Genomic DNA, 11,894 nt, shown 5'->3' with positions numbered 1-11,894 from the left:
CCCCGCCGCGCGACGAGCGACAACCACACGTGGCAACTCCGTACCCGGAAGTTCACCCCTTCCGGGAGTCCACCCGCCTCTTCCCGGCCCTCTGCTTCCGCTGCCCCTCGGTGGGAACGGTGCACCAGGGCAGGAAGAACTGCGCGAGCGGGCCGATGGCCAGTGCGTAGGCGACGGTGCCGACGCCGACGGTGCCGCCGAGCAGGAAGCCGGCGGCCAGCACGATCAGCTCGATGCCGGTGCGGATCAGCCGCAGCGAGCCGCCGGTGCGCCGGTGCAGGCCGGTCATCAGGCCGTCGCGCGGCCCCGGGCCGAGCCGGGCGCCGATGTAGAGGCCGGTGGCCAGGCCGTTGAGCACGATCGCGCCCACCATCAGCGCGATCCGGGCCCACAGCGCCCCGGGGGCGTCGACGAGGCTCACCGTGGCGTCCATGGCGGCGCCGATCACCAGCACGTTGGCGAGGGTGCCGAGGCCCGGAAGCTGGCGCAGCGGTATCCACAGCAGCAGCACCAGCGCGCCGCAGATCGTCACCCAGGCTCCCACCGAGAGCCCGAAGGTGCCCTGCAAGCCCTGGTGGAAGACGTCCCAGGGGTCGAGTCCGAGGCCGGAGCGGAGCATCAGGCCCATGCTGGCCCCGTAGAGCGCGAGGCCGCCGAACAGCTGCGGCAGCCGGCGGCCGAGGGCGTGGGTGTCGCCCAGCAGGCGGACGGCGAGGCCCGGGCGCTCGGGGGCGCCGGACGGGGACGGGGACGGGCGGGTGCTCACGCTGGTGGCCATGGAATCTCCGAGCAGGTGGTGCTGCACCGCCGTGACGCGCGGCCCGACGGTGGCGGACTCAACGGCCGCCCTGCCATGATGGCCAGGCCAATAAGGCCCACGACAGGGCCAATCCCCAGCAAGTGGACTGATGAGCCATGGCCGACTGGCAGACCACCGTCACCTCCGCGGCGCTCGCCCGGCTGCTCGCCACCGCGCGGCTGCCCGAGCCGGCCGGCGCCGCCCGCCGCCCCGCCTACCGCACGCTGGCCGCCCAGGTCCGGCTGCTGGTCTCCGAGGGCCGGCTTCCGGTCGGCGCGCGGCTGCCCGCCGAACGCGAGCTGGCCCTGGCCCTGCGGCTCAGCCGCACCACCGTGGCCACCGCCTACGAGGCCCTGCGGGCCGACGGGTACCTGCGCAGCCGCCGCGGCTCCGGCAGCTGGACCGCCCTGCCCGAGGGCTCGGCCCCGCCCAGCGACGCCCTGCACCCGGTGCCGCCGGACGAGCAGGGCCGCACCCTGGACCTCGGGGTCGCCGCGCTGCCCGCCCCGCAGCCCTTCCTCTCCGCGGCCGCCGCCCGCGCCGTCGAGCAGCTGCCCGCGTACGCCGCCGGGCACGGCCACTACCCGACCGGCGTCCCGGTGCTGCGCGAGGCGGTCGCCCGCCGCTTCACCGACCGCGGACTGCCGACCACCCCCGACCAGATCCTGATCACCATCGGCGCGATGGGCGCCCTGCACCTGGTCCGCCAGGCCCTGCTCGGCCGCGGCGACCGGGTCGCCGTCGAGGCGCCGAGCTACGCCCACACCCTCCAGGCGCTGCGGCTCAACGAGGCCCGGCTGGTCCCCGTCCCGCTCACCCCCGCCTTCGAGTGGGACCTCGCCGAGTGGCGGCGGGTGCTGAGCGGGGCCGCGCCCAAGGCCGCCTACGTCATCCCCGACTTCCACAACCCCACCGGCGCGCTGATCGACGAGGAGCAGCGGCGCGAACTGCTCGCCGCCGCCCGCTCCGCCGGCACCGTCGTCCTGGCCGACGAGACCACCGCCGAACTCGGCTGGGGCCTGCCCGAGGGTGTCACCCCGCCCCGCCCCACGGCGGCCCTGGACCGCGCCGCCCAGGTGGTCACCGTCGGCTCGGCCGGCAAGCTGCTCTGGGGCGGCCTGCGGATCGGCTGGGTGCGCGCCGCGCCCGCCCTCGTGCGCCGGCTGGCCACCACCCGGGTCTACAGCGACGTCGGCGCACCCGTCCTGGACCAGTTGATCGCCGCCGAGCTGCTGACCGGGGACCTGCCGGCCGTCCGCGCCCACCAGCTGGCCCGGCTGCGGGACAGCGCCGGGGCGCTGGACGCCGCCCTGCGCGAGCAACTGCCGCACTGGCGGTTCACCCTGCCGCCGGGCGGGCTGTCGCTCTGGGTCGCCACCGGCGGGGTCTCCGGCGCGGCGCTGGCCCGGGCCGGCGAGCGCGCCGGGGTCCGGATCGCCGCCGGCAACCGGTTCGGCTCCGACGGCGCCTTCGAGCACCACATCCGGATCCCGCTCACCGTGGCCGCCCCCGCCGCGCCGGACGCCGTCCGCCGGCTCGCCGAGGTCGCCGTCCGCGCCGAGGACGAGGGCCGCTGGCAGGGCTCCGACGACACCCAGCCCCTGGCGGTCTGACGGTCCCCGGCACTCTGACGGGCCCTCGCGCTCCGGCGGCCCGCCCGTTACGGCGGGCCGTCGGAGCGGGGCGGTCAGTGGGTGTCGGCCCGGCCGCGCCAGCCGGTCACCGGCAGCGCGAACTTCGCCACCAGCCGGTCGGTGAACGGCGCCCGGTGCAGCCGGGCCAGCCGCACCGGGGTCTGCCCCCGGCGCACCTCGACCCGGGCCCCGGCGGGCAGTTCCACCGAGCGCCGGCCGTCGCACCACAGCACCCCGTGCGGGGTCTTCGGCTGCACCTCCACCGCCAGCACCGAGTCCGGCGAGGTCACCAGCGGGCGGGCGAACAGCGCGTGCGCGCTGATCGGCACCATCAGCAGCGCCTCCACCTCCGGCCAGACCACCGGTCCGCCGCCGGAGAACGCGTACGCGGTCGACCCGGTCGGCGTGGCGCACACCACCCCGTCGCAGCCGAAGTTGGAGACCGGACGGCCGTCCACCTCGGTCACCACCTCCAGCATCCGCTCCCGGGCCGCCTTCTCGATCGAGGCCTCGTTCAGCGCCCAGTCGTGGTGCACCACGTCGCCGTTGGTGCGGACGATCACGTCGAGGGTCATCCGCTCCTCGACCTCGTAGTCCGCGTCGACCACCCGCTCGACCACCACCGCCAGGTCGTCCCGCTCCGCCTCGGCCAGGAACCCGACCCGGCCCAGGTTGATGCCGAGCATCGGCAGGCCGTGCTCGCGGGCCAGTTCGGCCCCGCGCAGCAGTGTCCCGTCCCCGCCCGCGACCAGGATCAGCTCACAGCCGTCCGCCGCGCCCGGGCCCCCGGCCACCGTCTCCACCCCGGTCGGCAGGTCCAGGTCGACGGCCTCGGCGGCCAGCAGTCTGATCCGGATCCCCGCCTTGAGCAGGCCGTGCACCAGTCCTTCGACGCTGCGCAGTGCCGCCTCGCGGCCCGTGTGCGCGATCAGGAAGACCGTACGTTCATCACTCATGCCCGCTGCCCTCTCCCTACGCCGCCCGGGTCCCCGTCGGCCCGGTACGGCCGCGCCACCCAGCATGACGGACCGGACGTCCCCAGAGCACCCTATCGGGGGCCCTCGGCGACGGCCCGGTCCGCCTCCGCGGGGTCCAGCGGGGGCGCGTCCCGGCGCATCCACAGGAAGTACTCGACATTTCCGGACGGTCCGGGCAGCGGGCTCGCGGTGACCGCCCGCACACCCAGTCCGAGCTCCCACGCCTGGCCCGCCACCTGGCGCACCATCTCGGCCCGCAGCTGCGGGCTGCGCACCACCCCGCCGCTGCCGAGGCGCTCCTTGCCGATCTCGAACTGCGGCTTGACCATCAGCACCAGGTCCGCGTCCTCGGCGGCGCAGCCGGCCAGCGCGGGCAGCACCAGGCCAAGCGAGATGAACGACAGGTCGCCGACCACCAGGTCGACCCTGGTGCCGCCGATCATCTCCGGGGTGAGCTCGCGGACGTTGGTGCGGTCCATCACGGTGACCCGCTCGTCGCTCTGCAGCGACCAGGCCAGCTGCCCGTAGCCCACGTCCACCGCCAGCACGTGCGCCGCCCCGGCACGCAGCAGCACGTCGGTGAACCCGCCGGTGGACGCGCCCGCGTCCAGCGCCCGGCGGCCCTCGACGACCAGGCCCTGCGGGAGGAACGCCGCGAACGCCCCGGCGAGCTTGTGGCCTCCGCGCGAGACGTAGTCGGGGTCGTTCTCGTCCTTGGCCACCACGACCGCCGCCGAGGTCTCCACCTGGGTGGCCGGCTTGGTCGCGGTGGTCCCGCCGACGGTCACCCGGCCGGCCGCGATCAGCTCGGAGGCGTGCTCCCGCGACCGGGCCAGCTTGCGGCGGACCAGCTCCGCGTCGAGTCGGCGTCGTGCCACTGCCACTGGTGTTTCAGCTCCTACGGATGGTTCTCGTTCGCCCGGTCAGTCCCGGTCGAGGGCGGCCAGCGTGTCGGCCAGCCGCTGATGGACATCTTCGTACACCGCGGGGTGCGCGTCGGTCGGCACCCCGTCCAGCGCCTCCAGCCGGGCCAGGCCGGCGTCCACCGCCGGGTGCCCGGTGGCGGTCAGCTCGACACCGAGCGGTTGCGGCTCACCGGCGCCGGGGACGGGGGCAGGCGCGAGGGCGGGGGCAGGGGCGGGTCCGGTCGGGGGCTGCGGCTCAGGCATCGGGCTTCTTGGTGGTGGTCCGGCGGACGGTGGTCTTCCTGGTCGCGGTCCGCTTGGCCGGCGGCTGGTCCTGGCCCGCCTCGGCGGTCTTGCGCGCGGTCGTGGTCCGCTTGGCGGTCGCGGTCTTCTTGACGGCCGTCTTCTTCACCGCGGTCTTCTTCGCGGCCGCCTTCTTCGCGGCGGCCGGCTTCTCGGCCGCCGGCTTCTCGGCCGCCGTGCTCCGCTTGGCGGCGGTTTTCCTGGCCGCCGCCTTCTTCGCCGGGACGGCCGGAGCAGCCTGGGCGACGGGGGCGGCCGGGTCGGCCGTGGCGGCCTGCGCAACGGGGGCCGCGCCGGCCGGCGGCACCGGCGGGTCGACCTCCACCGGCTCGTCCACCGCGATCCGCTCGGCCTCCGCCGAACCCGCCGTCTCCTGCTCCCAGCCCTCCTCGAACAGCCCGCCGGCCCGGGGCGCGGGCGCGGCCGGCGCGGACCCGTCCCGCTCCGCCGCGTCGTCCTCCTCGACCTCGCGCAGCTTGTTCTCCAGGTAGGCCAGCACCACGCCCACCTTGGTCACCTGGTCGCCGACCCGCTCGAAGACCTTCTCGACCTCACCGCGCGCCACCCCCACCGCGAGGTCCACCCCGGCCCGGCCGGCGGTCACCGCCTCCTCGGCCAGCGTCTGGAGCGACTTCGCCGAGGGCGGAAACTGCCCGCCCAGCCGCCGCTCCACCTCCGCGACGTCGACCCCGCCCTTCTCCAGCAGGTCGGCCGCCGTCCCGACGACGCGCTTGCCGACCTCCTCCACCAGTACGGCCGCGGCCGCCACCGCTCCTCGTACCGTCCTCGGCAGCATCCGGGTGCCTCCCATTCGCCTGCGCGCATCGCTTCCGTCGCGTCGACGCCCGGACGAATCCGGGCATCCCACAGACGACGCTACCGCCAAACACGTCCTGCGGTACCGTGGCCCGGCAGTCACCCGCCGCCGGACCCGGCCCCCCGGAGCGCCGCGGCCCGCCGAAGGAGGGGATCCGCCGCCATGGCCGACGCCGAGGAGTGCCGAGAGGCGCTGGAGCAGCTCAGCCGCAACCTCGCCAAGGCCACCGGTGACGTCCGCAAGGCCGCCGGACTGGACCGCTCGCTCAGCTGCCGGATCACCGACCTCGACCTCACCTTCACCGGGCGGCTGCGCGAGGGCAGCATCCAGGACCTCGAGGAGGCACCCGGCCTCCCCGCCGACAAGGCCGACCTGCGGCTCACCATGAACAGCGACGACCTGGTCGCCCTGGTCGGCGGCCGGCTCAACTTCGCCTCCGCCTGGGCGAGCGGCCGGGTCAGGCTGGAGGCGGGCTTCCGCGATCTGCTGCGGCTGCGCACCCTGCTCTGACCCGGCCGGCCACCACCCCCTGGAACGCCTAGGGCGTGTCCTAGAACCCGAGCTCGGCCAGCGCCTTCCGGCCGTCCGCCGGCTCGCCGTCCGCGTCCAGCGCGGTCCACGCCGCCGCGCACAGCGCCCGCAGCCCGTCCCAGCGGTCCGCCCCGACGCCCTCCAGCCGCAGCACGCCGTCCTGCGCCGTCGCGACGAAGCCGCCGCAGGAGAACCCGCCGCCCGGCCGCGCCGTGACCGCCGCGTGCCCGGTCAGCAGCCCCCGCAGGTCCGCCGCCAGATAGGTCGGCCGGTGCTCGGCCGGGGCCGCCAGCAGCTGCGCCGCCGTCGTCACCCCGGTGAAGACCAGCAGGCTGTCCACCCCGCCGTTGAACGCGCCCTCGATGTCGGTGTCCAGCCGGTCGCCGACCACCAGCGGCCGCTTCGCGCCGGTCCGCAGCACCGTCTCCCGGTGCATCGGCGGCAGCGGCTTGCCCGCCACCTCCGGCTCCACCCCGGTCGCCGCCCGCACGGCCGCCACCAGCATCCCGTTGCCCGGCGCGATCCCGCGCGCGGTCGGCACCGTCACATCGGTGTTGGACGCCACCCACGGCAGCCCGGACTGCACCGCGTACGAGGCCTCCGCCAGCTGCGTCCAGCCCACCGAGGCGTCGAAGCCCTGGACCACCGCGAGCGGCTCCTCGGCCAGCGTCCGGACGGTGACCAGCCCGCGCTCGGCCAGCGCCTCCTCCAGTCCCAGCCCGCCCACCACCAGCACCTTCGCACCGGCCGGCAGCTTCTCGGCGAGCACCCGGGCGGCCGCCTGCGCGGAGTTGATCACATCCGCCGGCTCGGCCGGCACACCCAGCTCGCTCAGGTGCGCGGCCACCACCCGGGGCGGCCGGGAGGCGTTGTTGGTCACGTACGCCAGCCGCATCCCGGCCGCGCGGGCCGCCGCCAGCGAGTCCACGGCGTGCTCGATCGCGTTCGGTCCGGCGTACACCACGCCGTCGAGGTCCAGCAGTGCCGTGTCGTACGCCTCGGTCAGCGGCAGCTCGCTGCCGCCCGGGGCGGTCCGTCGCACGGTGGTGGCCGTCTCGGTCATGCCTGCTCTACCTCACTCATCGCGTCAGTCGTGCTCGTCGGTGCTCGTCGACGCCGTCGGCGCCACGGCACCGGCCGTCCGGTCTCAGCCGTCCCGCCGGTCCCGCTCACCGGTCGGCTCCGGGCCCGCCGTGGTTCCCGGCTCCGGCCCGGAGGCCCGGCCCTCCGGGGCGTCCTGCGCCCCGGCCGGCGGCTCCAGGTACCCCGGCGCCCCCGGCAGCAGCGGGCCGAACGCCCCGGCCCGGGCCGCCAGCGTCGCCCGGGTCTGCCGCAGCGCGGCCCGGTAGTGGTCGGTGTCCGGCCGCATCGCCACGGCCAGCGCCAGATGCTCGGCCGAGGTCTCGAAGTCCCCCAGCCGGGCCGCCGCCACACCCCACCCGAACTGAGCGTAGTCGTCCGACGGATCCGCCAGCGCCACGGTCCGGAAGTTCTCCAGCGCCGCCGCGTACGAGCCCGCGTCGAACTGCGCCCGGGCGAGCGCCTCCCGGATGCTGCGCGAGGCCGGCTCCGCCGCGGCCGCCCGCGCCAGCAGCTGTTCGGCCGCCGCCGGATTGCCCTGAGCGAGCAGCTTCACACCCCGGCGGAACCACTCGTAGACGTCCCCCGCCGGATCCCCCGACCGCCGCTGCTGCTCCGGCACGCCGCCGCCACCGACGGCCCCGGCCGTGCCGCCACCTGCGCCGTCGTCCACCCGCTCGTCGCGCTCGTCCACGCCGTACCTCGCCCTCGGTCACGACACCCGCCGCCGGACCGGCACGGGTGTTCCGATCTCTGAACAACGCGTACCCGGTTACGATGCCCAGAATGAGCACACCCAGTGCAGAAAGCGGAGTGGAGTCTCCGCACGGCGGCCCCGGCGATCCCGGGCACGTCGCCACCGCAGGTCTGTCCCTGTCCCCCTTCCGCGGCCTCAGGTACGTCCCCGACCGGGTCGGCGCCCTGGCCGCCGTCACCTCGCCCCCGTACGACGTGGTCGACCCCGGCCGCAGACTCGACCTGGAGACCGCCGACCCGCACAACGTCGTCCGGCTGATCCTTCCGCGCCCAGAACCGGAGGACACCGGCGACCGCCCCGACCGCGACACCCGCTACCGGCACGCCGCCCGGCTGCTGCGCGAGTGGCAGCGCGAGGGCGTCCTGGCCGCCGACCCCGTGCCGGCCCTGTACGTCTACGAGCAGCGGGTACCCGCCACCGACGACACCCCCGAGGTGCTGCAACGCGGCCTGATCGGCGCCCTCGCGATCAGCGGCAACGAGGCCGGCGTGGTCCTCCCCCACGAGGACGTGATGCCCCGGCCGGTCGCCGACCGGGTCGGCCTGATGCGCACCACCCGGGCCAACCTCGAACCGCTGCTGCTCACCTACCGCGGCAGCGGCGGCGCGTCCGGCGTGGTCGAACGCGCGGTGGACGGCGAACCGCTGCTCACCACGACCACCTCCGACGGCACCCACCACCGCCTGTGGGCGGTCACCGACCCCGCCGAGATCGGCGCCGTCGGCCGCGACCTGGCCACCTGCCGGGCCCTCATCGCCGACGGCCACCACCGCTGGGAGATGTACCTGCGGCTCCAGCGCGAGCACCGCCACCTGCCGCGCAGTCCCTGGGACCGGGGCCTGGTGCTGCTGGTCGACACCGCCCGCTACCCGCTGCGGGTGCGGGCCATCCACCGGGTGCTGTACCGCCTGCCGGTCACCGAGGCCCTGCGGCGGCTCGGCGACCAGTGGCGGGTCAAGGAGGTCCCCGGCCCGCTGGACACCGCCCTCCAGGCGCTCGCCGAGCAGAAGCGGCACGGCGGCAGCGGCTTCCTGCTGACCGGCGGGGACGGCGTCTACCGGCTGGTCGGCGACCCCGACGAGACCCTGCTCGACGCCACCGTGCCGCACGACAAGCCCGAGGAGTGGCGCCACCTGGACGCCACCGTGCTGCACTCCACCCTGCTCGACCACACCTGGCGGATCCCCGACAGCCCCGACGACATCGGTTACCTGCACACGGCGGCCGCCGCCGAACGCGAGGCCGCCCGCAGCGGCGGAACGGCCGTGCTGCTGCACCCGGTGCGGGAGAGCGTCGTCCGTCGGCTCGCCGAACAGGGCGTCACCATGCCGCGCAAGTCCACCTCGTTCGGCCCGAAGCCGGCCACCGGGCTGGTGCTGCGCAACCTCGAACTCGGCTGACGCGGCCGGCGGCCGGCCCCGGTGGCCGGTGGCCCGGCCGGAACGCAGTGAGGCCCTGCCGCACTCCGGATCTCCCGGGGTGCGGCAGGGCCTCACTCGTCGTCAGGACGGACGACTACTTGTCGGACTCGCCGTCGTTCTTGGCGGCCTCGTCGGCCTCGTCGGCCTTCTCCGCCCGCTCGGGGACCACGCCGTCGAAGTCCTCGTCGATCTCGAGGTCGTCCTCGTCGTAGTACTCCTCGACGTCCTCCTCGTCCTCGAAGATGACCTTCTCGTCCGAGGCCTCGCCGCCCTTGCGCTTGGCCGGCTCGACGACCGCCGGCTCGGTCTCCTCGTCGGCGAGCTCGGGGTCGAGGGCGTCCACGAACTCCACGCCGTCGATCTCGGCGAGACGCTCGGCGGCGTTGGTGGTGCCGTCGCTGTCCGCCTCGACGGCCTTGGCGAACCAGTCGCGGGCCTCCTCGCCACGGCCGGCCGCGATCAGCGCCTCGGCGTAGGCGTACCGCAGACGCGCGGTCCACGCGTGCACGGCGGGCGAGGCCAGCTCGGGGCTCTGCAGGGTGACGACGGCCGCGTCGAACTGCTCCATGTCGGTGCGCGCACCGGCCGCGACCAGGCGCATCTCGACCTGACCGGCCTTGTCCAGCTGCTTGACCTCGGGCTCGCCGGCCATCGCCAGCGCCCGCTCCGGGCGGCCCAGGCCGCGCTCGCAGTCGGCCATGACCGGCCACAGGTCCGCCCGGCCGGTCATCCGGCGGGCGGCGCGGAACTCGGTCAGCGCCTCCGAGTAGCGCTGGGTCATGTAGGAGGCGAAGCCGGCCGCCTCACGGACGGCGGCGACGCGGGAGGCGAGCCGCAGCGCGACGCGCGAGTACTGGTAGGCCTCCTCCGGCTCGCTGTCGAGCAGGCGGGCGACCATCACCAGGTTGCGGGCGACGTCGTCGGCGAGCGTCTTGGGCAGGCTCTTGAGCTCCTGGCGCACGTCCGCGTCGATCTCGAAGCCGGTGACGTCCTCCGGGATCGGCAGGCGCTTGACCGGCTCGTAGTTGCCCCGGCGGTCGTCCTGGTCCCGGCCACCGCGCTCGTCACGGCCACCGCGGTAGCCGCCACGGTCGTCGCGCCCGCCACGGAAACCACCGCGGTCGCCGCGGTCACCGCGGTCGTCACGGCGGAAGCCGCCGCGGTCGCCGCCACGGTCGTCGCGGTCCCGGCCGTAGCCGCCGGACGGACGGTCGTCACGGCGGAAGCCACCGCCGGCCGGACGGTCACCACGGTCGTCACGGCGGAAACCACCGCGGTCACCGCCTCGGTCATCACGGCCGCCACGGTCGAAACCACCCGGGCGGTCATCGCGACGGAAGCCGCCACGCTCGCCACCACGGTCGTCACGGCGGAACCCGCCGCGCTCGCCGCCACGGTCGTCGCGGTCCCGGCCGTAGCCGCCGGACGGGCGGTCGTCACGGCGGAAGCCGCCACGGTCGCCACCGCGGTCGTCGCGGTCGCGGAACGGACGGTCGTCACGACGCGGACGGTCATCACGGTCATCACGACGGAACCCACCCGGACGGTCATCCCGACGGAAACCACCGCCGGCCGGACGGTCACCGCGATCGTCGCGACGGAAGCCGCCACGCTCGTCACGGCGGAACCCGCCGCGCTCGCCGCCACGGTCGTCGCGGTCCCGGCCGTAGCCGCCGGACGGGCGGTCGTCACGGCGGAAGCCGCCACGGTCGCCACCGCGGTCGTCGCGGTCGCGGAACGGACGGTCGTCACGACGCGGACGGTCATCACGGTCATCACGACGGAACCCACCCGGACGGTCATCCCGACGGAAACCGCCACCGGCCGGACGGTCACCACGGTCGTCGCGACGGAAGCCGCCACGCTCACCACCACGGTCGTCGCGGTCCCGGCCGTACCCGCCCGACGGACGGTCGTCACGGCGGAAGCCACCGCCGGCCGGACGGTCACCACGGTCGTCGCGACGGAAACCACCGCGGTCGCCGCCTCGGTCATCACGGCCGCCACGGTCGAAACCACCCGGGCGGTCATCGCGGCGGAAGCCGCCACGGTCGCCGTAGGGGCGGTCGTCACGGCGGAAGCCGCCACGCTCACCACCACGGTCGTCACGGTCCCGGCCGTACCCGCCCGACGGACGGTCGTCGCGACGGAACCCGCCGCCGGCCGGACGGTCGCCCCGGTCGTCGCGACGGAAACCACCGCGGTCGCCGCCACGGTCATCCCGGCGGTCGTCGCGGCGGTCGTCGCGGCGCGGACCACGGTCGTTCGACCAGCCCCCGCGAGACCGGGGCTCGTAGCCGCGGCCGTCGTCCGATCGACGCTCGGGACGGTCCTGAGGCTGGTTCGCCATCGTGGTGACTCCTTCTGCTGCTTCATCTCCACCGCGGAACGGGCAGCACCACTGCCCTCACGCGGTTCGGCGCCGGCCTTCTGGCCGTGCACCATCTCCATTGTCCGGCATCCGGGGACACCCCGCGTCCGGGCGGAAGTCCCGTTCTGCCGGTCGTGCACACCTGCGCACATACGCAAAAAAGCCGCGGCCCCCAGCGAATCGCTGGGGGCCGCGGCTTTGAATAATTGTTCGGCGGCGTCCTACTCTCCCACAGGGTCCCCCCTGCAGTACCATCGGCGCTGTGAGGCTTAGCTTCCGGGTTCGGAATGTAACCGGGC

General features: G+C 75.4%; 12 protein-coding genes and 1 rRNA gene. 3 read left to right on the top strand and 10 right to left on the bottom strand.

What is annotated here, in order from left to right; all coding sequences use genetic code 11:
- Positions 1-52: 52 nt before the first annotated feature.
- The gene (locus ACFZBX_RS26990) at positions 53-778 is read right to left on the bottom strand and encodes a YitT family protein (RefSeq protein WP_391536368.1); all 726 of its coding nucleotides are present in this window, start codon (positions 776-778) and stop codon (positions 53-55) included.
- 137 nt (positions 779-915) lie between these two features.
- On the opposite strand from ACFZBX_RS26990, the gene ACFZBX_RS26985 reads away from it, so the two are divergent.
- Positions 916-2,412 (top strand): PLP-dependent aminotransferase family protein, encoded by a 1,497-nt coding sequence (locus ACFZBX_RS26985; protein WP_391536367.1) that lies wholly within the window; start codon positions 916-918, stop codon positions 2,410-2,412.
- A 74-nt stretch (positions 2,413-2,486) separates the two neighbouring features.
- Here ACFZBX_RS26985 and ACFZBX_RS26980 read toward each other — a convergent pair whose 3' ends face one another.
- The 4 genes from ACFZBX_RS26980 to ACFZBX_RS26965 all read right to left on the bottom strand — a co-directional run bounded on the left by ACFZBX_RS26980 (position 2,487) and on the right by ACFZBX_RS26965 (position 5,414).
- Positions 2,487-3,389, bottom strand: coding sequence for an NAD kinase (locus tag ACFZBX_RS26980; protein WP_391536366.1), 903 nt, complete (start codon positions 3,387-3,389; stop codon positions 2,487-2,489).
- Between the two features lie 92 nt (positions 3,390-3,481).
- Positions 3,482-4,288: a TlyA family RNA methyltransferase gene (locus tag ACFZBX_RS26975; RefSeq protein WP_391536471.1), complete on the bottom strand. Its 807-nt coding sequence runs from the start codon at positions 4,286-4,288 to the stop codon at positions 3,482-3,484.
- Positions 4,289-4,333: 45 nt separating this feature from the next.
- Entirely contained in the window at positions 4,334-4,579 is a 246-nt protein-coding gene (locus tag ACFZBX_RS26970; RefSeq protein ID WP_391536365.1) for a hypothetical protein, read from the bottom strand.
- Complete coding sequence (locus ACFZBX_RS26965) at positions 4,572-5,414, bottom strand: hypothetical protein (protein ID WP_391536364.1); 843 nt, start codon at positions 5,412-5,414, stop codon at positions 4,572-4,574. The genes ACFZBX_RS26970 and ACFZBX_RS26965 overlap by 8 nt, the downstream gene beginning before the upstream one ends.
- Positions 5,415-5,597: 183 nt before the next feature.
- Here ACFZBX_RS26965 and ACFZBX_RS26960 point away from each other — a divergent pair, with 183 nt between their 5' ends.
- On the top strand, positions 5,598-5,945 hold the full coding sequence (locus ACFZBX_RS26960; RefSeq protein WP_391536363.1) for an alkyl sulfatase C-terminal domain-containing protein: 348 nt from the start codon (positions 5,598-5,600) through the stop codon (positions 5,943-5,945).
- A 40-nt stretch (positions 5,946-5,985) separates the two neighbouring features.
- Here ACFZBX_RS26960 and ACFZBX_RS26955 read toward each other — a convergent pair whose 3' ends face one another.
- Entirely contained in the window at positions 5,986-7,029 is a 1,044-nt protein-coding gene (locus ACFZBX_RS26955) for an HAD-IIA family hydrolase (RefSeq protein WP_391536362.1), read from the bottom strand.
- Positions 7,030-7,113: 84 nt separating this feature from the next.
- On the bottom strand, positions 7,114-7,740 hold the full coding sequence (locus ACFZBX_RS26950) for a tetratricopeptide repeat protein (RefSeq protein ID WP_391536361.1): 627 nt from the start codon (positions 7,738-7,740) through the stop codon (positions 7,114-7,116).
- Positions 7,741-7,832: 92 nt separating this feature from the next.
- On the opposite strand from ACFZBX_RS26950, the gene ACFZBX_RS26945 reads away from it, so the two are divergent.
- The gene (locus ACFZBX_RS26945; protein WP_391536360.1) at positions 7,833-9,203 is read left to right on the top strand and encodes a DUF1015 family protein; all 1,371 of its coding nucleotides are present in this window, start codon (positions 7,833-7,835) and stop codon (positions 9,201-9,203) included.
- Between the two features lie 115 nt (positions 9,204-9,318).
- Here the strand turns inward: ACFZBX_RS26945 and ACFZBX_RS26940 are convergent, their stop codons facing one another.
- From ACFZBX_RS26940 to rrf, 3 genes are all read right to left on the bottom strand, one after another.
- Positions 9,319-10,230 carry a hypothetical protein gene (locus ACFZBX_RS26940; protein ID WP_391536470.1) on the bottom strand — a complete coding sequence of 304 codons (912 nt, stop codon included), beginning with the start codon at positions 10,228-10,230 and terminating at the stop codon, positions 9,319-9,321.
- On the bottom strand, positions 10,122-11,600 hold the full coding sequence (locus tag ACFZBX_RS26935; protein WP_391536477.1) for a hypothetical protein: 1,479 nt from the start codon (positions 11,598-11,600) through the stop codon (positions 10,122-10,124). Before ACFZBX_RS26935 ends, ACFZBX_RS26940 begins: the two co-directional genes overlap by 109 nt.
- A gap of 203 nt (positions 11,601-11,803) precedes the next feature.
- A 5S ribosomal RNA gene (gene rrf, locus ACFZBX_RS26930) occupies positions 11,804-11,894 on the bottom strand; the annotation flags it as partial.

This window comes from Kitasatospora sp. NPDC008115 (genome assembly GCF_042957205.1).
In the GTDB taxonomy this organism is placed as follows: domain Bacteria; phylum Actinomycetota; class Actinomycetes; order Streptomycetales; family Streptomycetaceae; genus Kitasatospora.
This window is presented reverse-complemented; position numbering and strand designations above follow the sequence as displayed.

What these genes read in the sequence shown, in the direction of transcription:
- ACFZBX_RS26955 (WP_391536362.1), bottom strand. Translation starts at nt 7,029, where the DNA reads ATGACCGAGACGGCCACCACCGTGCGACGGACCGCCCCGGGCGGCAGC.
- ACFZBX_RS26980 (WP_391536366.1), bottom strand. Translation starts at nt 3,389, where the DNA reads ATGAGTGATGAACGTACGGTCTTCCTGATCGCGCACACGGGCCGCGAG.
- ACFZBX_RS26990 (WP_391536368.1), bottom strand. Translation starts at nt 778, where the DNA reads ATGGCCACCAGCGTGAGCACCCGCCCGTCCCCGTCCCCGTCCGGCGCC.
- ACFZBX_RS26935 (WP_391536477.1), bottom strand. Translation starts at nt 11,600, where the DNA reads ATGAAGCAGCAGAAGGAGTCACCACGATGGCGAACCAGCCTCAGGACC.
- ACFZBX_RS26960 (WP_391536363.1), top strand. Translation starts at nt 5,598, where the DNA reads ATGGCCGACGCCGAGGAGTGCCGAGAGGCGCTGGAGCAGCTCAGCCGC.
- ACFZBX_RS26985 (WP_391536367.1), top strand. Translation starts at nt 916, where the DNA reads ATGGCCGACTGGCAGACCACCGTCACCTCCGCGGCGCTCGCCCGGCTG.
- ACFZBX_RS26965 (WP_391536364.1), bottom strand. Translation starts at nt 5,414, where the DNA reads ATGCTGCCGAGGACGGTACGAGGAGCGGTGGCGGCCGCGGCCGTACTG.
- ACFZBX_RS26970 (WP_391536365.1), bottom strand. Translation starts at nt 4,579, where the DNA reads ATGCCTGAGCCGCAGCCCCCGACCGGACCCGCCCCTGCCCCCGCCCTC.
- ACFZBX_RS26945 (WP_391536360.1), top strand. Translation starts at nt 7,833, where the DNA reads ATGAGCACACCCAGTGCAGAAAGCGGAGTGGAGTCTCCGCACGGCGGC.